General features: G+C 28.4%; 23 protein-coding genes and 1 riboswitch. Of the genes, 11 read left to right on the forward strand and 12 right to left on the reverse strand.

Annotated elements, in window-relative coordinates; genetic code table 11:
* Nucleotides 1-91 precede the first annotated feature (91 nt).
* Together AACH12_RS09340 and AACH12_RS09345 are read right to left on the reverse strand one after the other, a co-directional pair.
* On the reverse strand, nucleotides 92-460 hold the full coding sequence (locus tag AACH12_RS09340) for a hypothetical protein (protein ID WP_338535147.1): 369 nt from the start codon (nucleotides 458-460) through the stop codon (nucleotides 92-94).
* Nucleotides 444-1,760: a pyridoxal phosphate-dependent aminotransferase gene (locus AACH12_RS09345; protein ID WP_338535148.1), complete on the reverse strand. Its 1,317-nt coding sequence runs from the start codon at nucleotides 1,758-1,760 to the stop codon at nucleotides 444-446. The genes AACH12_RS09340 and AACH12_RS09345 overlap by 17 nt, the downstream gene beginning before the upstream one ends.
* A gap of 320 nt (nucleotides 1,761-2,080) precedes the next feature.
* Here AACH12_RS09345 and AACH12_RS09350 point away from each other — a divergent pair, with 320 nt between their 5' ends.
* The 5 genes from AACH12_RS09350 to AACH12_RS09370 all read left to right on the forward strand — a co-directional run bounded on the left by AACH12_RS09350 (nucleotide 2,081) and on the right by AACH12_RS09370 (nucleotide 9,131).
* Complete coding sequence (locus AACH12_RS09350) at nucleotides 2,081-4,204, forward strand: hypothetical protein (RefSeq protein ID WP_338535149.1); 2,124 nt, start codon at nucleotides 2,081-2,083, stop codon at nucleotides 4,202-4,204.
* Nucleotides 4,205-4,297: 93 nt separating this feature from the next.
* Complete coding sequence (locus AACH12_RS09355) at nucleotides 4,298-5,587, forward strand: zinc ribbon domain-containing protein (RefSeq protein ID WP_338535150.1); 1,290 nt, start codon at nucleotides 4,298-4,300, stop codon at nucleotides 5,585-5,587.
* A complete protein-coding gene (locus AACH12_RS09360; protein ID WP_338535151.1) occupies nucleotides 5,584-6,642 on the forward strand; it encodes an extracellular solute-binding protein in 1,059 nt (352 codons plus the stop codon). Before AACH12_RS09355 ends, AACH12_RS09360 begins: the two co-directional genes overlap by 4 nt.
* Before the next feature lie 12 nt (nucleotides 6,643-6,654).
* The gene (locus AACH12_RS09365; RefSeq protein ID WP_338535152.1) at nucleotides 6,655-8,169 is read left to right on the forward strand and encodes an ABC transporter permease family protein; all 1,515 of its coding nucleotides are present in this window, start codon (nucleotides 6,655-6,657) and stop codon (nucleotides 8,167-8,169) included.
* Nucleotides 8,166-9,131, forward strand: a complete 966-nt coding sequence (locus tag AACH12_RS09370) for a two-component regulator propeller domain-containing protein (RefSeq protein WP_338535153.1) — start codon at nucleotides 8,166-8,168, stop codon at nucleotides 9,129-9,131. Before AACH12_RS09365 ends, AACH12_RS09370 begins: the two co-directional genes overlap by 4 nt.
* Before the next feature lie 47 nt (nucleotides 9,132-9,178).
* Here AACH12_RS09370 and AACH12_RS09375 read toward each other — a convergent pair whose 3' ends face one another.
* From AACH12_RS09375 to ribD, 5 genes are all read right to left on the reverse strand, one after another.
* Nucleotides 9,179-9,832, reverse strand: coding sequence for an HAD family hydrolase (locus AACH12_RS09375; RefSeq protein WP_338535154.1), 654 nt, complete (start codon nucleotides 9,830-9,832; stop codon nucleotides 9,179-9,181).
* A 9-nt stretch (nucleotides 9,833-9,841) separates the two neighbouring features.
* Nucleotides 9,842-10,303, reverse strand: coding sequence for a 6,7-dimethyl-8-ribityllumazine synthase (ribH, locus tag AACH12_RS09380; RefSeq protein ID WP_338535155.1), 462 nt, complete (start codon nucleotides 10,301-10,303; stop codon nucleotides 9,842-9,844).
* Nucleotides 10,304-10,399: 96 nt separating this feature from the next.
* Nucleotides 10,400-11,605, reverse strand: coding sequence for a bifunctional 3,4-dihydroxy-2-butanone-4-phosphate synthase/GTP cyclohydrolase II (locus tag AACH12_RS09385; RefSeq protein WP_338535156.1), 1,206 nt, complete (start codon nucleotides 11,603-11,605; stop codon nucleotides 10,400-10,402).
* A gap of 57 nt (nucleotides 11,606-11,662) precedes the next feature.
* The gene (locus tag AACH12_RS09390) at nucleotides 11,663-12,301 is read right to left on the reverse strand and encodes a riboflavin synthase (protein WP_338535157.1); all 639 of its coding nucleotides are present in this window, start codon (nucleotides 12,299-12,301) and stop codon (nucleotides 11,663-11,665) included.
* A complete protein-coding gene (gene ribD / locus AACH12_RS09395; protein WP_422388919.1) occupies nucleotides 12,286-13,386 on the reverse strand; it encodes a bifunctional diaminohydroxyphosphoribosylaminopyrimidine deaminase/5-amino-6-(5-phosphoribosylamino)uracil reductase RibD in 1,101 nt (366 codons plus the stop codon). Before ribD ends, AACH12_RS09390 begins: the two co-directional genes overlap by 16 nt.
* Before the next feature lie 87 nt (nucleotides 13,387-13,473).
* A riboswitch (FMN riboswitch) is annotated at nucleotides 13,474-13,588 on the reverse strand.
* A gap of 111 nt (nucleotides 13,589-13,699) precedes the next feature.
* Here ribD and AACH12_RS09400 point away from each other — a divergent pair.
* Nucleotides 13,700-13,972: a hypothetical protein gene (locus AACH12_RS09400; protein ID WP_338535158.1), complete on the forward strand. Its 273-nt coding sequence runs from the start codon at nucleotides 13,700-13,702 to the stop codon at nucleotides 13,970-13,972.
* 120 nt (nucleotides 13,973-14,092) lie between these two features.
* Here AACH12_RS09400 and AACH12_RS09405 read toward each other — a convergent pair whose 3' ends face one another.
* From AACH12_RS09405 to AACH12_RS09425, 5 genes are all read right to left on the reverse strand, one after another.
* Nucleotides 14,093-14,854, reverse strand: a complete 762-nt coding sequence (locus AACH12_RS09405; protein WP_338535159.1) for an ankyrin repeat domain-containing protein — start codon at nucleotides 14,852-14,854, stop codon at nucleotides 14,093-14,095.
* Nucleotides 14,855-15,001: 147 nt separating this feature from the next.
* Nucleotides 15,002-15,196, reverse strand: coding sequence for a YwbE family protein (locus AACH12_RS09410; protein ID WP_338535160.1), 195 nt, complete (start codon nucleotides 15,194-15,196; stop codon nucleotides 15,002-15,004).
* 32 nt (nucleotides 15,197-15,228) lie between these two features.
* Nucleotides 15,229-15,936 carry a M48 family metallopeptidase gene (locus AACH12_RS09415; protein WP_338535161.1) on the reverse strand — a complete coding sequence of 236 codons (708 nt, stop codon included), beginning with the start codon at nucleotides 15,934-15,936 and terminating at the stop codon, nucleotides 15,229-15,231.
* A 188-nt stretch (nucleotides 15,937-16,124) separates the two neighbouring features.
* Nucleotides 16,125-16,367 carry a hypothetical protein gene (locus AACH12_RS09420; protein WP_338535162.1) on the reverse strand — a complete coding sequence of 81 codons (243 nt, stop codon included), beginning with the start codon at nucleotides 16,365-16,367 and terminating at the stop codon, nucleotides 16,125-16,127.
* Nucleotides 16,368-16,422: 55 nt separating this feature from the next.
* On the reverse strand, nucleotides 16,423-17,781 hold the full coding sequence (locus AACH12_RS09425) for a hypothetical protein (protein WP_338535163.1): 1,359 nt from the start codon (nucleotides 17,779-17,781) through the stop codon (nucleotides 16,423-16,425).
* A gap of 294 nt (nucleotides 17,782-18,075) precedes the next feature.
* Between AACH12_RS09425 and AACH12_RS09430 the strand changes: the two genes are divergently transcribed.
* The 5 genes from AACH12_RS09430 to AACH12_RS09450 all read left to right on the forward strand — a co-directional run bounded on the left by AACH12_RS09430 (nucleotide 18,076) and on the right by AACH12_RS09450 (nucleotide 22,668).
* Nucleotides 18,076-19,251 carry a metallophosphoesterase family protein gene (locus AACH12_RS09430; RefSeq protein ID WP_338535164.1) on the forward strand — a complete coding sequence of 392 codons (1,176 nt, stop codon included), beginning with the start codon at nucleotides 18,076-18,078 and terminating at the stop codon, nucleotides 19,249-19,251.
* 286 nt (nucleotides 19,252-19,537) lie between these two features.
* The gene (locus AACH12_RS09435; RefSeq protein WP_338535165.1) at nucleotides 19,538-20,020 is read left to right on the forward strand and encodes a hypothetical protein; all 483 of its coding nucleotides are present in this window, start codon (nucleotides 19,538-19,540) and stop codon (nucleotides 20,018-20,020) included.
* Nucleotides 20,017-20,550: a permease gene (locus AACH12_RS09440; RefSeq protein WP_338535166.1), complete on the forward strand. Its 534-nt coding sequence runs from the start codon at nucleotides 20,017-20,019 to the stop codon at nucleotides 20,548-20,550. The genes AACH12_RS09435 and AACH12_RS09440 overlap by 4 nt, the downstream gene beginning before the upstream one ends.
* Nucleotides 20,551-20,689: 139 nt before the next feature.
* Nucleotides 20,690-21,001: a hypothetical protein gene (locus tag AACH12_RS09445; RefSeq protein ID WP_338535167.1), complete on the forward strand. Its 312-nt coding sequence runs from the start codon at nucleotides 20,690-20,692 to the stop codon at nucleotides 20,999-21,001.
* Nucleotides 21,002-21,168: 167 nt separating this feature from the next.
* Complete coding sequence (locus AACH12_RS09450) at nucleotides 21,169-22,668, forward strand: SulP family inorganic anion transporter (protein WP_338535168.1); 1,500 nt, start codon at nucleotides 21,169-21,171, stop codon at nucleotides 22,666-22,668.
* The last annotated feature ends 4 nt before the right edge of the window (nucleotides 22,669-22,672 follow it).

Below are 22,672 nucleotides of genomic sequence, written 5' to 3' on the forward strand. Positions count from 1 at the left end.
TAAAACAAAAATAAAAAAATGCGCATAGCATTTACTAGACTATACGCATTTTAAAATATTTACTTATTTTAACTTAAATTAGTGAATTTGCTTAATTACTTTTATTAATTCTCATATCTACTGAATATTCATCATTTTTCACTTCTATAAATATATCACTATAATTAATTTCAAAATTCATCGATTGCAAATCTGAATTTAGCGAATTAATTATATGAATTGTTGCTAAGAAACTGTCTTCATTTTTATTAAATCTAATCATAATTTTATCTATTCCTGAAAATTGAAATCTAGAATTAATTATTTTAAATTCTTCATCAAAATACAAATTTAAAGTTCTTTTTTTTAGCAATATAGCTAAATCTATATCTTCATCAACTTCTCTAACAGTATGAATATCAAAATCACTTTCTATGTTTAAGTTGTATTTTTTGTAATACATCTTATCTTTTTTCTTCAAATTGATTTAGAAGGCTAACAAATAATTCTGGAATTTTTGCCATATTTTCAGGAGTTTCTACAAATGAAATACGGAACTGAGTACTTCCCGGATTCTCTTCTCCTTCATCTACATTATAAAAACCTTTCATTGGTGCCACTAAAAGTGTAGTTTCTACACCGTCAACTACAACAGAACCTTCACCTGCACAGTAAAGTACAAAATCGATTGCATCAAAACCCGGTTTAACTACATTTCTTACATCAATTACTGAGTAAATTGATGCATCTGGACTTGATACGATTAAATTTGGCTCAAGTTTTTTAAGACCATTATAAACCATTAAGATTTGTTCTTTATAATAATCTTTAAGACCACTACACCATCCTGCAATTTGTTCTTTAGATTCATGAGCAAGCGCTCCAAAGATGTATTGACCTATAACATTTGCACAAAGATTTGCAGTATATTCAGCAATAGAACGATTGTTAAACTCAGCATTATCAGTAATTACAGCGCCAATTCTTAGTCCACAAGCATTCCAAACTTTTGATGCTGTTTCAATACTAATTCTTCTACCTTCAATACCAGGTACATCTTTATCTGTGATTCCCCATACGCTGACCAAATTATTACCATCGTCGTAATACAATTCTCTATACGCTTCATCACTTACCATCCACATATTGTATTTAACACATAATTTAGCAAGATCTGTTAAAGTATCATGACCAAAAAGTTGACCAGTAGGATTATCATAAGGAATTACAAGTAATGCTCCAGGGTTATGTTTTTTTATTGATTCTTCTATCTCGCTTAATTTAGGTAAATTAAATTTACCATCTTCTCCAAGATGACGTTTTACTGTAACAGTTTTTCTACCAACTCTTTCCGCAAATGAAATATAATTTGTATAAGCTGGGTCAATCATCATAAGTGGTCTTTCATCAGTTCCAGCAGGTCCACAAAGTCCAATTAAAAGAAGTTCCATTCCAGAAGATCCACCATCAGTTACTTGAACATGTAAATTACTTGTATCAAATCCCTCACAGTTTAAGATGTTTTTAAAGGCATTTTGACACTCTTCAGTTCCAGCAGTAGTTGAATATCTTATAACTCCTTTGTTAAATGGACTTTCAGGTGCTCCTAGTTCAAACATCCTCTTTTGCATTGCTGGATTAGTAGGAAGTGAAACATTTCCAATACCAACGTTTATTACAGCTTCAGGCTTAATTTTACGCTCTTCATATTTCATTTGAGCTAATCTAACATCCGACGGTTTTCTTGACTCAAAATGTGCTGATAAAACTGGTTTACTCATAATAAATCTCCTTTAATCATAAAATTATTTTATTAACAAACATATATTATTCTAACCGATACTATTCTAACATTTTATTACGTTTTGTTCACGTTTAAAATGAATTTTTTTTAAAATTATTTTCATTTTATTATTAAAACTTTTTTTTCAGGGTATATATACCGAAATAAACATTACTATTTTATTTACTTTAATACGGTTTACACTTTAACTAAGCTTGTATATATAAACTTCTTTTGATAAAATTACACATATAATACATAGAAAATTTTACTAAAATTAATATAGCAAATATATTAAAAACTATTGGAGGAAACAAAATGAAAAAGAAAAAGAAAATAGCAAAACAAAACAAAGAATCAAAATCTCCAAAAACTTTATTTCAACTTTTTAAACTTATATTAATTAGTTTTATTAAAGGAATTCCAAAATTATTCAAAAGAACCATTATTAAATTATCTGTAATTTTTTTAATAATAATTATTATTAATACTTACTTACTCGTTGTAAAAAATGAAGGTTTTTCTCCTACCCAGGGCAACAAATGGCTCGATATCACGTCTCTACAAGGAAACGTAGCATGGGCTACTGCATTTTGGACATTTGCAATGTTTTTTATAACAACAGTGCTATCACGTATTAAAGAAGATGGCTTAAAAAAATTTCTTACTGATATCTTTAGTTCACCTTCATTTATTAGAAAAAATATGAAATCAAACAAAACTAGTGCTTTACCTACCCTTTTAATCACAACAACAGGGGTCCTTCTTTTCACCTTATTAATAAAAAACAAAGGTGCTTTGCTCCTTTATACTTTTATAGCATTTTTATCATTTACAAAACGTGGTAATAGTTTTTTAATAATTTTTTTCGCTCTTCTAAAAAGTGATTTAAATAGAATTTTTCATAAAAATAATAAAACTAATCAATCATCTTTGTATATTATGGCTTTTAGTGTGAGTTTAGCATTTTTAATAGCATTCTTTATTAGAAAACCAATGTTTATAATATTATTATCTTTGGCATTAATTGGTATCTCTTTCTACCACAAATCAAAGCATAAATCAGTTAAAACAATGATTTTTATTTTTGCATTTTTCGGAGTTAATTATCTCTATTATAAGTTAAGTGGAAATGTTTTTGCAGATGATGGAGGATGGCAAGAATCTGGTGCAACACTTGGTGGTTGGATTGGAAGCGATGGAGCAGGAACTGCTCTAACAATGGGAATTTCTCCTGCAGCAGGTGGTGTTCTTGGAACAATTCTAGGCACCATATATAGTGGAATTAATCCGAATAATTTTTTGCCAGATAAAAGCGTTTTTGAAGGAATATTGTCAGCAGAAGATATGGAATTTGTTGATGATTTTCTAGATGGATCAACTAATGATTTAGCTGACATTCTAAATCCACTCGGAAACGACGAAACAAATATTGCTTCATCCACAAATGTAGCTGACGGAATGAGTCTTGACGATCAAGTTGATTATACAAACATACTAGGAAATTTTCTAGGTCTTGATTCTACTGGTAATTCATTAAAAAATGGATTAAGATCGCTTTTTGAAAATACAGATAGTTTTTCAGACTACATGAAAGATATGGTCAAAAATAGTAAAATATACGACTATGTATCAGAAACTTTACAAGGCGATCAAAAATCTAAACTAAATTGGTTAAAGAAATCTTTTGAATCTATGAAAGACTCAAAAGTAAATAAATACTTAAGTATATTAGAAGGAGGATTAACTTTTGTAGGAAGTGCATTTGATTCTTACGATAATTTTGACCATGGTGATGACTTATCGGTTGCAATTTCTAAAAGTATGGCAACAAATGCGACTGTATTTCTTGCAGGAAAAACTTCCGGTGGACCTTCCCTAGCACTCTGGGAAATGGGAAATCATATGCTTTTTGGTGGTAGTAAAGCTGCAGATATAGGTAGTCCAACTAAATTAATAAAAGGCGGAATGAATTGGGCACTAGATTTTTCAGGCGGAATGGATCCAAAGACAATTGCTACACGTATGGATAGTGGATACTATGGTGAAAATATTAAAAACCTCTACTATGGTTCTGATATGGTTAAAGATTTTGTTAAAGACCCAGGTAGTTTTTACGATGAAGTAAGCAGTTTTACAAGAGCTGGAAGTGAAAATTGGGATAATATGAATAAAACAGTTGATGATATATTTAAATTACCGAAAAACGTAAATGAATCAACTAAAGACTTGTACTCAACAAAAGCTCTTCAAACTGCATGGCATCATCCACTCGATACAACAAGGAAATTAGCAACTGATGCAGCTCACTTAGCAACAAAAACAGCTGTGAAAGTTGGAGAAGGATGGGCTTATATAGGTGATGCTGCAGGAACTGCATCAGTATCAATAGAAAATTCAGTTACTAACTCATACAATTATTTAAGATCATTTTTTCACTAAAGATTTTTTTCATACTGCATAAATAAATGAATTTCTTGGATTCAGAGGAAGTTTTTACTCCCGCTGAATCTTAGAAAATATAAAGGAGTAATTATGGTTATATTAAAATTAAACTCAAGTGAATTAGTAACTCTATCTTCATTTTCTAAAATAAAAATGGATAAAAACTCACCTCTTATTGGTCATTATCCTATGGAAATGATTAATTTTAATCACGATAGATACAGGAAAGCATATAATTCATTTATAGAAAATGGTTTTCTTGTTCCCGAAAACGACGGTTACACTCTAGCAAATGAATTAGAATCTGCATTTTTATTGTTGCATAAGCCAGAAGTAACCGTAAGTTTTAAAAGACTTAGAGAAATAAATATAAGTGAAGTATGTTTTACTTTTAAAAAAGGTTTCTCTCTTCAATATATAGCAAACGCACTAGACGAGAATTATATACTTGCATACCCTCATGTGCTTCCCAGCGTAGGTTCTTGGATTCGTAAAGAACTATTTGTAGATCTGAAATTTGAGGGTCCTATATTAGATAAATTCAAATCTGAACTAAAACTAGAAGAACTTTTAATTCTATTAATTTACATGAATTCTATTAAAATCAGAGTCAATGAAAAAAAAGAAGCATTAAATGAAGATCAATGTTTTATATCAAAAGATTTAATTAAGAATTTTAATAACTTTGATGAAATGAAAGATTTAATGGTTAGATATACTGGAGATAATAATTTAAAAAATTATCTAAGTAAAAGCAAAGATATTGAAAATGGCATTAACTCCTTAGTTTCTAAGGGTTTAATGTTACTTGTTAATGACGAAATATCACTAACAAAATATGCTAAAAACATATTTGATCCCGCAAGTAAAAGAGAATGCTTTATTATAGGAGAACACTTAGCAAATGAAAATAATTTAACTACAGTAAATATTATTAAAGGCGGTTACCTTATTCTTAAAACTGTATCTAATAGCGGTGAACTTCCTAAAATTATAATTGAAGTTAGACCTCCATCAGAAGATATTGAAACAATAATGAAAATAGCTGCTCCAATTGCATTTTCGGATGGTTTTGGTGATGAAAAAAAATATGAAAATGAACTTTTAAAACAAAAAAAATTATTTATGGAGAAAGTCGCTTCAAATAGTTCGCCAGAAACTAAAAGTATTAATTATACAAAGACAAAACCTTCAACAAGTAATATTAACTATGTAAAAACAAGTTCTTCTCCAAATAAGATTAATATTGAAAAAACAAGTTCACCAAAAGTATCAGAAAAAGAACTAAATATAAAGCAAGATTTTAAATTCTGTTCATCCTGCGGAACAAAACTTTCAAGCAATGCAAATTTCTGTACATCTTGTGGAAAAAAACAATGACAAAGAAACATTCTTTGATCAAAACGAACTTATTTAAACTATCAATTTGCATATTTATATCAATATTTTTTATAAGTGGATGTAACAATTTAATTCAAGAAAATGTGGTAGTATATACCTCTGTAGATAAAGTATATTCACAAGAAATATTTGATTCCTTTTATAAAGAAACAGGAATTAAAGTTTTAGCTCTCTACGATGTAGAAGCTTCGAAAACAACAGGACTAGTAAATAGACTTATAAATGAAAAAAATAATCCAAAGGCCGATGTATTTTGGAATGGTGAAATACTTCAAACATTAAAGCTTAATAATGAAAATATCCTTGAACCTTATGGTTCCAAAAACACTGTAAGCTTTAATAAAAAATATATTGATTCCAATAATATGTGGACGGCATTTGGATTAAGAGCACGTATCCTACTAGTAAATAATGATTTACTAGAAAAAAAATTAATGCCTAATTCATGGTTAGATATTGAAAAAGATTCAAAAAATATGAATGTTGGTATTTCAAAGCCAATGTTTGGTACCTCTTCAACTCATATAGCTGCACTCTACAACAAATATGGAAGAGAATTCGTATTAAACAATTTTGAACAAATGAAAAAAAATGGTGTTAAAGTATTAGATGGTAACAGCAATGTGCGTGATATGGTAGTTTCAGGAGCACTAACCTATGGACTAACCGATACTGATGATGCTTTAATCGCCTTAAAAAAAGGTGCAAATGTTTCAATAATTTTTCCAGATCAACTTACTAAACAATATGGAACGCTAGCAGTTCCAAATAGCGTTGCCCTAATAAAAAATGGACCAAATACAAAGAATGGAAAAATATTTATTGACTATTTACTAAAAAAAGAAACCATAAATAAACTTGTCGAAATGGGATGGATACAAATTAAAATAAACAATGGAACTAAAATTGATAAACTATTGCAACCATTTTTACCTAAAGATGAAATGATAAAATTTATGGATATTAATTATAATGATATATTAAATGAATTTGATCAATCACAAAATGATATGACCGAATTATTCTTAAATTAGTTGGAGAAATATATGAAAAAGCAAAATATAATATTCATTATCATAATTACTATACTAAGTTTGCCTGTATTTTCTTCTCTTACTTATGTACTCTTAACTAGTCATAGTAGTTGGTCAATCTTTTCATACAGAAGATTTTTAATAATCATAAAAACCCTTGTATATGGTTTTTCAGTTAGTACAATCACATGCATTATAGGTGCTTTAATTGCACTACAAATACTCAAAAAATATAAAAAAACAAAAATAATTAGTTTTGCCATATTATCTTTAATGGGTATTCCACCTTATTTTTATTCATATATAGCTTTAAGTATTTCAAAATCAATATTCAATGTTCCATTTTTATCTGGATTTTTAATAAGCACTGGCCTGCAAAGTCTTTATTTACTCCCACTTTCAATTAGCGTTTGGTTATTTTTTATTAATAGCATACCAAATGTTTATTTTGAAGACCTACTGTTAATTGTTAATAAGAAAAAAGCATATTTTGAAGTATTAATAAATCTAATGATTAACCCAGGGAAAATTTTACTAGTTTTACTAACACTTATTACAATAAATGATTATACTATACCATCAATATTTGCTTATAATACTTACCCTATTGAAATTATGAGTATATTTGCTGCTAAAAGTTCTCTTCAAGCACCTTTAATTGTAAGTTTTCCAATGATTATTATTTCTTTATTATTAGTTACTTATATATTTAAAACTTGGAATACTGTAGATGTAGATTTTTCAAATCAATCAAATATATTGTTCAAACATACTAAAAAGCATTCTATTATTAGCAATTTATTTTTATTTAGCATTATAGGAATAATATTAATTGTAATTATATATTCAAATATATCCCAAGCCTCAAATTTTTACTTTAATTCTTCTATAGTAGGTGATTTGGTATTTGGACATTCTTCAGCTATTATAGCAGCTTTTATAAGTAGTTTATTAGCCTATTATTTTAATTATAAAATTATAAGAAATGTATTTTTTAGAAAACTACTTGTATTTTTAATTATTCTTTTCTTTAGCCTTCCAGGAACACTTACTGGACTTATGATTAATTCTCTATACCAAGGAATCGATTTGCTACTTAACACTAGTTTGTATAATACAATTTTACCGATTGTTCATATGCTAACTATTCGTTTTTTAGCAGTAGCATTTCTAATTATATGGATAGGTATAAGCAATATACATTCTTCAATTATTGATATAGCAATTTTAAATACAAGTAGTTCTTATAAAATCATGTATAAAGTTATTTGGCCATACGTTAAATACTATGTATTAAGTAACTTTTTTATAGTTACCATATTAATGATTGGAGAACTACCAGGATCAATAATGGTCGTTCCACCTGGTAAATCTACCATAACAATCACAATCTATAATTATCTACATTATGGTAGTAGTGATATGGTTGCTTTATTAATTATTATCATGATTTTTGCACTAATACTGTTTTTTTCTTTTCTCATTATTATTTTAAATCATATAGACAAAACAAAGGATAATTTATGAAAAAAATACTACTAATATTGATAATTTCATCTCTACTACTAAATGGATGTCAAAAACAAGCTAACCCTAATGGTCATTTTAAAACAATCGATAATACTCTTGATATTATGACCATGGCTGAATATGAAGATAAACTATATTTAGCTACCAACGAGGGATTATACGTCATGGATTCAAATAATCAAATAAGCTTAGTAAAACTTATTAAACCACTTTCAATAATACATACTCTTTTCGTCTCTAGTAACAAGGATTTATATGTCGGAGGAATGAACGGTTTAATAATAATTAAATCAAATAAAACACAAACTTACTTCGATGACAGAGAAAATTGGCTACCTGATACAAGAATATTATGTGTTTATGAAGATAATAATAATAACAAAGACACCATATATATAGGAACTTTTAGTGGTCTTGGAATCCTTAATCCTAAAACTATGAGTGGAAATATAATGACAGAAAAAGATGGATTACTGAGCAATAACGTTAATGTAATTACTAGGACAGATGATGGAAGTTTATGGCTAGCATCTTACAATGTAAGAGGAGGAGGCATTACTAAAATCAAAGATTCCAAGATAAAGTATTATAAAGACGAACTTGCTACAATAAATATAACAAGTCTATTAAAAGAAAAAAACAAACTCTATTTTGCAGGTGGTATGTACAACTCTGGAGGGATGACAGAATTTGATTATAATAATTCTACTTGGAAAATAGAAAAGTTATGGAGACGTAAAGATGGATTTGCTGGAGAAAAAGTAAGAAGTATTTATAAAAGCGCTAACAAACTTTATATAGGTTCTGAATATAGCGGCTTAGCTATATGGAATGGTAAAGTAAAAAAAATATATACTAATAAAGATGGTCTACCCCACAATGAAATCAAATCAATAATTAAGTACAAAAATAATATTTATTTTGGAACACGAAATGGTCTATCAAAATGGGAAGAGTAAACAAATTACTCTTTCCCATTTTTTATACTATCATTACACTAAATTACTTATAAAATATTTTTCAGTTCCCCTATTGAAGCTATTATAGTATCCGCCTCTTTAAGTTCATCCTTACTCCCATATCCATATGAACAACCAATTGTATATAAATCATTTTCTTTTCCCGCTTTTATATCATGAAATCTATCACCTATCATAACCATATCCATCTTATACTTTGACATAACTTTTTTAATAATATCTTCTTTAGGAATATTATTAAATCTTTCAGCAGTAAGATAATCATCAAAGTAGTCTTGAAGTTTAAAATTTATAATAGAAAAATCTTTGTAACTTTCAGTGCAATTACTTAAAAATAATAGAGTATAACCTTTTTCTTTTAAATATTTTAAAGTGTCGATTGACTCATCAAAAAGCGATGCTTCACCTTTTTCAACTAATTTATCCATAGTAGAACCAATAATCTTACTGGCCTTTTTTTGTATACTTTCAGGCAAATTTGGCATAAAAGTATTCCACATATCTTTTTCATTGTAGCCAAGCCACATAGCAACTTCTTGGCTTGAAAATTCTTTTTCATCAGCATAACCATTTTCAACTAGGTACTTATAACCTTCTTTAAAAGCAGGAATATATACTTTTTTACCATTATGAAGAGTTCCATCAAAATCGAAAAATATTGTTTTTATATTTTTAAACATAATACCACCTTATATTTGACTTAGTAAGTTCACCATCTCTATAGCTGTTAGAGCAGCATCACTTCCCTTATTTCCAGCTTTTGTACCTGCTCTTTCGATAGCCTGTTCAATTGAATCTGTCGTTAAAACTCCAAATATGACTGGAATTCCAGTATCATTTGATACCGAAGCAATTCCTTTTGCTAGCTGAGATGAAACGTATTCAAAATGAGACGTTGCACCTCTAATAACTGCACCAAGACAAATTATACTATCATATTTACCACTAGTAGCAAGTTTTTTTGCAACTAAAGGAATTTCGAATGCTCCAGGCACCCATATTATTTCAATTTCTTCATCTTTTGCACCGTGACGAATAAGTGTATCCTTTGCACCAGAGAGCAATTTACTTCCGATAAATTCATTAAACCTTGCTACAATAATACCATATTTTTTCCCATCTGAAACTAATTTACCTTCTAAAACTTTCATATAATTTTTCCTCCAAATTTATTTTAATTAATATAATAATCACTAAAATACAAAGTAAGTTTTTTAATCTAAAAAATTAAATTTTAACTAATATATTTATTTAGCAAATTCGAGTATATGTCCCATTTTTTCTTTTTTTGTCTTTAAATAAAATTCATTTTTTTCATTATGATTCATTTGGATCGGCACTCTCTTTACAATATTTAATCCATAACCACTTAGTCCTGATATTTTAAGAGGATTATTTGTTATAAGTTTAATGTTCCTTGCACCCAAGTCATTAAGTATCTGCGCACCTACTCCATAACTTCTCATGTCTTCCGGAAATCCAAGTGCAATATTTGCCTCTACAGTATCCATTCCATTGTCTTGAAGAGAGTAGGCTTTTATCTTATTAATTAAACCAATACCTCTTCCTTCTTGCCTCATATATAGGAGAATACCTTTTCCTTCCTCTTCTATCATTTGCATTGATTTATTTAATTGTTCTCCGCAGTCGCATCTAAGTGAAGCAAACGCATCACCCGTTAAACATTCAGAGTGTACTCTAACTAAAATTAATTCATCTTTATTAATTTCACCTTTAACAAGAGCAATGTGATGCTCACCATTAATTTTATTTACATAGCCAACCATATCAAATTCACCATATTTAGTTGGCATTTTAGCTTTTGAAACTGCTTCTACCAATGTTTCATTTTTACTTCTAAATTTGATTAAATCTTCGATTGTTATTATTTTAAGATTGTGTTTTATGCTAAAGTTCATTAATTCAGGAACCCTAGCCATTAAACCATCTTCCGACATAATTTCACAAATAACACCCATTGGAGATAATCCAGCAGCTTTTGCCAAATCAACCGCAGCTTCTGTATGGCCCGCTCTAACTAAAACTCCACCTTTTTTAGCAATCAACGGAAAAATATGGCCAGGTCTTGTAAATTCGTTTTTACCAGCATCAAGATTCGTCATTTTTTTTATTGTATTGGCTCTCTCTTTTGCTGATATCCCTGTTGTAGCATCAGAGTCATCTAAAGAAACTGTAAATGCAGTTCCTTTTGGATCAGTATTATTTACTACCATAGGATCTAGTCCAAGCTTAATTGCCTTCTCCTCTATAAGGGGGACACATATAAGCCCCCTAGCAAACTTTGCCATAAAATTAATTGATTCTTTTGTAACTTTATCAGCAGCCATTAGAAGATCACCTTCATTTTCACGATTTTCATCATCAACAACCACCACCATTTTACCAATTTTTATATCTTCAATCGCTTCTTCAATTGTATTAAACTTTCTCATAAATCCTCCCACAAAAATTAAACATTTTATTATTTTAAAAAACAAATAGCAAATTTTCTACATAAATCCATTCTCTTCTAAAAAAGATTTATTTATCACAGATTTTTTTTCACTAAAGCTATTAAAGTTCATAAGTTTTTCTACATATTTCCCGACTATATCGCATTCTATATTAATGAATTCCCCTACTCTCTTAGTTAAAAGCGTTGTATCTTTACTTGTTAAGGGAATTATAGATACTCTAAATAAATCTTCTTCTAATTCTCCAACCGTCAAACTAACTCCATCTATTGCTACTGATCCTTTTAATATAATATATTTAAGTATATCTTTACTTGCCTTTAAAGTTATCCAGCTAGCATTTTTTTCTTTTTCAAAATTAACAATCTCTGATGTGCCATCTATATGCCCTGAAACAATGTGACCACCAAACCTTGACCCTATTTCCATTGCTCTTTCTAAATTAACAAAGCTAGCTTTTTTAATATTTTTTAAATTTGTTCTTCTAAAAGTTTCAGGCATAACATCAACTGTAAAAGAATTTAATGTAATATTATTGACAGATAAGCAAATACCATTTACACAAATGCTATCACCAATCTTTACACCCTCTAATACTTTTTTTGCCTCAATCGTTAATGATCCAGAAGCAATTTCTTTTACTTTTCCTATTTCCTCTACTAATCCTGTAAACAAGAATCTTCCTCCCTTATATAAGCAGTTAGTAAAATGTCTTTTCCATAAACTTTGGCACTTATGTTTTTTACATCTATTGCATTTTTAATTAAAGGAATTCCTCTCCCACCTACCGGAGTTTTACCACTAGCTCCGCCAACAATTTTTGGTGCAATAAAGGTCATAACTTTATCAACTATACCTTCTTCTAAAAAACTAAAATTCAGAGTAGAACCACCCTCCAGCAAAATACTATCAATTCCTTTTTCACCGAGAATTTTAATCATTTCTTTCAAATTAACACGATTATTTTCAGTTGATACTTTTAATATTTCAATTCCTTTTTCTTTAATTTTATTTTCTTTTTCTATTAATAGCATAGAAGTAGTAACTAAAATAGTTTTATTCTTTTTTGCAGTTAAGGCGATTTTTGAATCCAGTGGTAATTTCCCGTGACTATCTACAATAATTCTAATAGGTTGTATACTTTCATTATTACTTCTTCTCGCCGAAAGAGAAGGATTGTCTGATATAACAGTTCCTATTCCAACCATTACCGACGTATATCTATGTCTAATTTCATGTACAAATTCTCTAGAAAGATCACTCGAAATCCACTTTGAATCACCAGTATAGGTTGCAATTTTCCCATCTAAAGTCATAGCGGTTTTCATTAGTACAAAAGGTAATTTCCTACTAATGTACTTTACAAAAACCTCGTTAATTTTTTTTGCTTCATCTTCAAGCATACCTATTTCAACATCAATACCATTTTCTTCTAATATTTTCACACCATTACCAGCAACTAACGGATTTGGATCCAACATAGCAATAACAACTTTTTTAATTTTTTTTGAAATAATTTGATTTGCACATGGTGGAGTTTTACCAAAGTGTGAACATGGCTCAAGACTTACATACATAGTAGCGCCTTCGACGCTCTCACTTGCATTATTAATTGCATTTATTTCTGCATGATTTCCGCCAAAATACATATGATAACCACTTCCAATTATCCTATCATCTTTAACAATAACAGCTCCAACAAGAGGATTAGGATTAACTCTTCCATATCCTTTTTTAGAAAGCTCTAAAGCCTGTTTCATATATTTTTCCAAAATACCCTCCTTTACAAAAAACAAAAAAACTCTAAAGAAATTTCCTCAGAGTTTAAAACGCACAAAAAAAGCGTAGCACTACTTCTTCCATCCAGACTATACTGTCGGTCTTGGAATTACACCAAGTCAGCCTTTCGGCTCGCGGACTATCACCGCCGGTAGGGAATTACACCCTGCCCTGAAGTAAATATTTATTTAATTCAATTTAACATATAATTATAAAAATATCAAATTTAATTTATTGTTTAAAAGTTATTTACAAAGGATATAAATAACATATAACTAATTAGGAGGCTAGACTATGGGATTTATGGATGTTGTAAAAAAAGGTTTAAATGATGGAACAAAATTTACAAAAGTTAAAGCGGAAATTTTAAAATTTCAAGGCGAAATTAGATCTAAAAAAACTTTAATTGCTGATTCGTTTATTGAAAATAATGAACTATCTGAGGAAATGGTAACATTAAGAAATGAAATTTTAGAACTTAATAAAAAAATTGAAGCTCTAAATGATTCTCTTAAAAAAGACGGTGAAAAAGAAGTAGCTCAAGATGATAAGATTTCAGAAGAATAAAGTTTAAATAAAGAAGAATAGATTTCTTAATAAATTCTAAAATAAACATAAAAAATCTTTAATATAAAATATATTAAAGATTTTTTATGTTTATTTTATATTATTATCATAAATTCACAATCACTCATCATCATAATTTTGAAAATCATCATTAAAATCATCTCGAACATACTCTCTTATTTCATAAGACTTACCTCTAATTAAATATCCAAGACCTATAATCATTTCTGTTTTATTAAAATTTATTTCCTGACTTGGACCTAAATTAGATGCTAAGAACCTATCTCCAATTTCATATGCGTTTTCACCACTTTTAGATTTAATGAAAACATCTGCACCATTATTAATAAGAACATCATATACATTAAAAGAAGCATTCTTAGCTGCATCAATAAGAGCAGAATAACCATTTATTTTTTCTGTTTTATTAACATCAGCACCTTCTTCTAAAAGAAGACTTGCTATTTTTTTATTATCCATTCTTGCAGCAATCATAAGTGCAGTAACTCCATCTTTATCTAGCGCATCAACATCAGCTCCATTATTAATTAGTTGCCTAACTATATCTTCATCACCACTTGAAGCAGCATAATGAATAGGATACGCATTAGATGAAGATTTATAATTAACATTAGCGCCTTTTTCTATAAGTTTTTTTACAAGGTCTGTAAAGCCATAATGAATTGCTCTTATAAGAAGTGTATATCCAAATTCATCATAAGAATTTAAGTTTCCAAGTTCCATTTCATAAAGAATTTTTTCTCTTTCTTTTTTTAATTCTTCCTCTCCAGCTTTAATAATTGATTTAATAAATCTCGCTATTAAAACGATTACTACTATTAAAATTCCAAACCCTAAAAAAGCCATTTTTCCTTCAAGCATTATCTTCCCCCTCTTTAATAAAAAATAATCATTTACACCAATATCTTCATAAGCTTACCCACCACTACTACATCAATATTATCTAGAAACTCATTTACTCCGATTGTAACAATCCAAGTTAAAACCTTAATTTTTTATATTTCACTTCTATTTTATTATTTCCTTAACTCTACCAACTATATCATTTTCAAGCATTACTTTTATTCCATGTGGATGACTTGCTGAATTTGTAAGGATTTTCTTAACAATGCCTTCTGTTAATTGACCTGTAGGCTGATGTGGTTTTTGAACTACATTAACTTTAGTGCCAATTTTAATATTTACTCTATTTTTTCCGTCCATAAGCCCCTCTTTCTACAACTTTTATATTCCAATTATAGCTCAATCTTATGACCATTTATCTTAAGCCACTCTTTTCTTTCTTTGTAATCAGGTATTATACTTTCTACCAATGACCAATACTTTTCCTTATGATTCATATGAACCATGTGACATAGTTCATGTACAACTACGTAATCAAAAATATTCATTGGAAGCATTGCACATTTTAAATTAAAATATATTTCTCTTTTTGATGTACAAGTTCCCCATCGTCTTTTTTGAATTTTAGAAACAATTTTTATTGGATATACATCAAAATATTTTTGATAATAATTAATGCGTTCTACTAATTTTTCTTTTGTTCTTTTTCTATACCAATCTTCAACTGCTTTTTTTATGATTTGTTTATCATTTGAAGGTGTATAAATAATAATATTATCACCCTTTAATTTAGCTTTTGCTTTTTTATATGGAACATCATCTTTGATTTGCAAAAAATAATCTTTACCTAAATACAGAAAAATTTCATTATTAACGTATTTTTTTTCGATTTTTTCAAAATCTATTTCATTAAATTGATTTATTTTTTTCAGAATCCAGTCTGCTTTTTTTCTAACATTATCTTTTATTAATTCCTCAGAAACTCCTAGAGGTGCAGTAACTTTCACTTCATTTGTTGGAATTACACTGATTAGCAAAGATTTTCTTTTGCTATATTTAACACTAAATTCTATTATTTCTTCATTATGCACTATCTGCACTTTACTCTCCTTAAAAATTTACTCTACATAAACAATATACTGAATCAATTAGATATTATTACTTCTATTTAATCAATTTTTTTCACTTATATCAATATTATACATTATTCTACTTAGAATAGTTTTAACCTCTATTATAGTTAAAAGGTCAAATCTTCTAAACATAGAAAATTTGGCCTTTTAGCTTTTTAAGAAATTACTATATACACATATATAATAAGAGTTACTATATAAATCATAAAAAACACTCTTGATAAATTCTTTAAATTCTTATTTATATTTTTCTTAAAAGACCACCTAAAAGACATAAGTAGATTAATAATTGGTATAGCCATTATTAATAAGAAAAATAAAATCATTGGCACCGATAAAACTTTTTCCAGCTTTGTATTTTCAATCGAATAATTTTCATTCTCATTATTTTCGCTCATATTCAGCTCCTTTTATAGCTTATATTTAATTTGCATAGAATACTTCTTTTTTTTATTAATTGTCATCCATATTATCTATTTCATTATTTAATTTACTACCCATATTAGAAAAATCATTAATTGTACTCGATATCCACACACCAAATCCACCGACTACACCATAATAATTCTTTTTATGACGATCTTTTATTTCGTCTATATTTGCCTTACTATCACCACTAAACATATCAAATGCAAAATTATTGACTCCTTTAACAGTTTGTTCAAAAGAAAAATCAAAATCAAATCCAACTTTTTTTGTAAGCTCTAATACCAAATCTGCAGCTTTAGGAACCATACCAATTGGGCCAGCACCTACTATATTTCCCCAAAATGCTTTTTTCTCAGCAAATTTTTCGCTATCACCTAGCTTCACGTTATCTTTTGAATCTTTATCAACACCATAAGAAAATACGAGAAAATCTAATAGTGGAACTTTTCCCATTGTTTCAGGATTAGGAAGAAACTCAGAAACTTTAGAAATAATATCAGCAAATCCCTTCGTACCTTCTTCAACTTTATCAGTAATAGTTTTGTCATTTTCATTGCTATTATTTGAATTATTTGTGTCAACACTATAAGAACCATTATTAGTTGATTCACCACCATTTGATTCTTCACTACTTGACACATTATCATTTGGCTTATTATCACTCGATTCATTACCACTTGGCTCATTACCACTTGGCTCATTACTACTAGCTTCTACCTTATTTGTATTATTAATTTCATCTGAAGACTCGCTTTCGCCACTTTCACCATACTCTGGCTGTACTTCACTTGTTTGCTGTGTACCTTCATCATTATCTGTTAGCGAAGAAGCCATTTTAACTCCTGAAAAACTAACTACAGAATTTACTTTTAATTCTAAACCATTTGCACTTAAAGTTTGGCTAATTACAGTTTGACCAGTAATCATATTACTTGGTCCCAATTTTACAAACATTGAGGTATCTGCTTTTACATACTCATTTATAAATTTATTCATATAAAAAAGTAAACCTCCATTTTTTTCTTCAGCACCTATTGAGTGAGATGTAAATTTACCATTTACCAAGATATCAACATTAATGCCTTTACTATACTCATCATAAATATCGAGTACAATTTTTTCTCCTTTAACATCTTTAATTGTAGAATTTATTGAACTTTCTAGCATTACTTTCATTTGATTCCATTGATCAGACGGAATTTTTTCTCCTATTATTTTTTCCATTTGAATTTTCAAATCACCTAAATCGACTGGCTTAAATTCTTTAATTTGGCAATTCCATTTGCCAAGATAGGCATCAATATCTGTAGCAAAATTAACATTTGTTAACGCACTAATCAATATCATTGCTATAATTAAGCATAAACTTGTTATTCTATTCATATCGTTTGCACGCCAAATAATATAACACTTGACATACGCCTCCTTTCTATCTTCATATTAAAAAAAGTATTAATTCAATTACACACTCAATTAAATAAAACAATTTTATTATACCAAATTCTTTTATATATATATCCAAATTCTTATGTAAATATTCTTTTTTTTAAAACTAACTCTAAAATTTTATATTACTTATAATTATAAATACTATTTTTATTATAGATACTACAATTTATAGTCATTTTATGTTAAGTTAATAAAAGAGCATCCTACTAAATCATTAAAGGAGCACCCGTGAATTACATATCAAGATTAAACTACTATAAAATAGGTGTTAAAGAAAATTTATTTGATGAAATTACACTTAGAACTATTGAAACATATTTTGAATATAGATGGAAAAATATAGATGTTAATTCTAATAAACTTGTAAAAATTATAAATGATCAACAAGATTTAATGTTTGAAGTTCAAAAAATTCAAAGAAATGAATACTCATTTATACTTTCTAAAGACTTAAAAAATACATTAAGTTTCAAAAAAATTATAGAAAAAACTTCCACAATTTGTAGAGCTAACAGAATTTATATTTTACCAAAATGTGATAAAGAAAAAGTTATAATTATTGGAGACATTCATTCTGATCCTATTAGTATTAAATCAATACTAGAAGCTTGTAATTTTTACAAAATGATTTCTCATAAAGAGCCCATTAGACTTATATTTATGGGTGACTATGTTGACCGTGGAAAAGAGCATTTAAAAACAATAGATTTAATTCTTTTACTCAAATACGTCTTTCCAAATAATATATATCTTCTTCGAGGAAATCATGATGGTGGTTTTATTGAAAATAACGGTCAAGTAAAAACACCCTATAAAGTGCCCGAAGATGAAGACAAAAATGATTATTTTCCACTATATCTAAAAAATTTAGAAAAAAATAATCCAAATATAATCGAACCCTTTATTAGTGATTATTTTAATTTTTTTAACTCATTAGCTATAATAGCAGTTTTTAAAGCAAATGAAAAAATACATTTAACGTGCCATGCAGGAATACCTAGACCAAGTACAACTAAACAGACTCACTACGAATATATAAAATGTCTTAGTGATTTAACTAACGATCAAATACTTGACAGTATTGATAAATCAATAGTTCAAAATATAATATGGTCTGATCCCATTGAAGACGAACAAGCTGATTTACACCTAAATTTAGGAAGATTTAAATACACAAAACAAGACTTTGAGACCTATAAAAATTATATCGATATAGATAAGTTCTATAGAGGACATCAAGTACAAGAAAATGGCATTAAAGAATATTTTGAATCTAATTTAATTAGTGTGTATTCTACTGGAGATAATATGATGTATGTAAAAAACACTTCAAGTGCTTACAAAGGAGTTACTCCAAAAGTAGTATCAATATCAAATGGAAACACCAATTATTTAAGAATATAAATACCTCATTGTAAATTAAAAATATTTATGTTACATTAATAAATGAATTTCTTGGATTCAGAGGGAGTTTTTACTCCCACTGAATCTTAGAAAACATAATCCAGGGCCTTTTTTAGAGTTCTAATACCCCCACTTTTTTAAGAAGTGGGGGTATTAGAACTCTAAGGCATCGGATAAAATCAGTTTTCAGAAAAATTAGTATTAATATAATTTATATTAATCAAATAAATATGCAAATAATACTTTTACAAAATATTATTTGCATCTATCTAAGGGAGGAATACTATTGCAATTTATATACATTTTGACAATAGTTTCAGTAATTATTTCATTTTTTATTGATTCTAAAAAAACAAAAAAAGCATTCAAAATTGGTGCAAAAAAACTTTGGAAGATTACCCCAACCTTTGTTTCAATACTTGTAGCAATATCTATTGTTTTATTTTTGCTACCTAACGAAACAATTGTTAAATACTTAGGCGGAGCGAAATCTTACACAGCTATTTTTTCTGCACTCACAATTGGATCAATAACAGTAATGCCTGGGCCAATTGTATATCCACTTTGCAAATTGCTACTAGAAAACGGTGTATCATATAGTGTGATTGCTGCATTTGCAACATCTCTTATGATGGTTGGAATTATGACATTTCCTATCGAAAGTACATATTTTGGCAAAAAATTTGCAATTCTAAGAAATTTAACTAGTATAATTATTTCTTTTATTGTTGCTATAGTTTTCTCTTATGCAAGTGGGTGGTTAATATGAATAAATTAAAAATACTTTCAACAAAAACTATTATATTTATTGCTTTTATAATTTTTCTTATAATTTCAGTATTCATAAAATTTACACCGGGTATAGAAATTGCTAATAATTTTAAATCTTTTTCATTTGAAATGCTTAAAGTATTACCGCCCATTTTTATTTTAATAGGTCTATTTGATGTTTGGGTTAAAAGAGAAACAATAGTAAAACATCTTGGTAAAAATGGTGGTATTAAAAGTTTCTTTTGGGTATTTATACTTGCAGCTCCAATGGCCGGAGGACTTTTACCAGCATTTCCAGTTGCTCATTCCTTATATAAAAAAGGAGCTCGTCTTACAGTAATACTTGTTTTTCTTGGAGCAGTTGGAATAGGACGCGTTCCAATGATTCTTTTTGAATCAACTTTTTTAGGAATTAAATATAGTGCAATTCGCATAATTGCTTCAATTCCGCTAGTTCTTATTTTTGGAATTTTATTAGGTAGATTACTAGAAAAACATAATTATGCATTACCTAAAAATGATAAATAATTTATTAGTTTCAACCGAACAATCACAAATACAAAAAACTCCTTACCATTTTCACTTGCTAAGGGGTTTTTATTAATTCGTATCTAACCTTGTCAAAAACATGTAATTGTAATAATATATTTCTTAAGGGGGTGTTCAAATGGGTCTATTTTCAAAATCGAAAAATAAGTCAACTATAACTAATAAAAGACTAACAAATAATTATAATAACGTCTTAAGAGATTTAAAGAAAAAAAGAGTAGAACATTGTCAACGCAATGATGTTAAGCTTTCTCAAATGGGCATGGATTTAGCACATATAGAAAAAAAATCAAAAACGCTTTTTAATGAATCAGTAAAATACATTAAATCTGGCAATAGCCATGAAGATGCATATATGTATGTACTAGAAAATTTCACCGTTTCAAGTAATGATAAAGAGATTCTCAACAAGTTATATATCAGCAAATAAAAATCAAATATGTATCTTATGCGAATGCTCTTTTAGACTATAATAGGGCATTTTTTGTCGTTAAAGTAATTAATTCTTTTATTTTTAATGTTTTTAAATTGTTTAATCTAAAATAGTGTGTTAGACTAGATACTTGCGTATCAAAAACATTCTAAAGGAGTTAATAAATGAATACAATAAATTCTTCATTAAAAAACAACATATTATCTGGAATAACTGTAGCATTAGCACTTGTACCTGAAGCAATCGCATTTTCATTTGTAGCTGGTGTAGATCCATTAATTGGACTTTACAGCGCAATGATTATTGGATTAATAGCATCAATATTTGGCGGTCGACCAGGAATGATATCCGGGGCTACTGGATCCATAGCTGTAGTTATTGTAGCCTTAGTTCTATCACATGGTCTTGAATATTTATTTGCAGCAGTCATATTAATGGGAATCTTTCAAATACTCGCGGGAGTCCTTAAACTTGGAAAATTCATTAGACTCGTTCCTCATCCAGTAATGATAGGCTTTGTTAATGGACTTGCAATGATTATATTTTTATCTCAATTTGAACAATTCAAAATTGGAAACGAGTGGCTTAAAGGCTCAGAGTTATTTATTATGGTTGGTCTAATAGTTTTGACAATGGTAATTATAAAATTTTTTCCAAAACTCACTAAAGCTGTACCATCTACATTAGTTGCAATTATAACCGTTACTGTGATTTCAAATATATTTAAAATTCCTACAAAAACTGTAGGAGATTTAGCAACAATTTCTGGTGGACTTCCAACTTTTCATATACCAAATGTAACATTAAATTTTGATTTAATAAAAACAATATTACCATATTCACTAATTATGGCAGTAATTGGACTAATAGAATCCTTAATGACTTTGAATTTAATAGATGAAACAACCGATACACGTGGTCATGGAAATAAAGAATGTATAGCTCAAGGCACCGCTAATATGGTTTGCGGTGTATTTGGCGGAATGGGTGGATGTGCTATGATTGGTCAAAGTATGTTAAATATCCAATCTGGAGGTACAAAAAAATCTTCTGGCGTAACAGCTGCCTTATCTCTTTTAGTATTTATTATGTTTGGCTCTAATATAATTTCAATGATTCCCATAGCATCATTAGTAGGTATTATGTTCATAGTAGTAATAAGTACTTTCGAATGGGAAACATTCAAAATGATAAATAAAATACCAAGAACTGACGCACTAGTTATAATAGTAGTGTCAATAATAACTATATTTACAAATTTGGCTGTATCAGTATTTATTGGAATCATACTTTCAGCACTTTCTTTCGCATGGAAAAAAGGTAAACATATTAGTTCTAAAACAATAATTGAAAATAATACTAAAATTTATCTATTAGACGGACCACTATTTTTTGGATCAATTAAAAACTTTATGGATCTATTTAATGTAAAAAACGATCCTGATGAGGTTATTATAGATTTTCTTAATTCTCATGTACATGATCATTCAGCTATAGCTGCAATTGACTCGCTTACTACACGCTATTTGACAAATGGTAAAAAAATTCATATACGTCACTTAAGCCAAGAATGTCGTCAACTACTACATGACGCTAAGGATATTGTAGAAATTAATATTATCGAAGATCCAAAATATCATGTTGCTACAGATGAATTAGCATAATTTT

The organism is Helicovermis profundi (genome assembly GCF_033097505.1).
GTDB classification, from domain to species: domain Bacteria; phylum Bacillota; class Clostridia; order Peptostreptococcales; family Acidaminobacteraceae; genus Helicovermis; species Helicovermis profundi.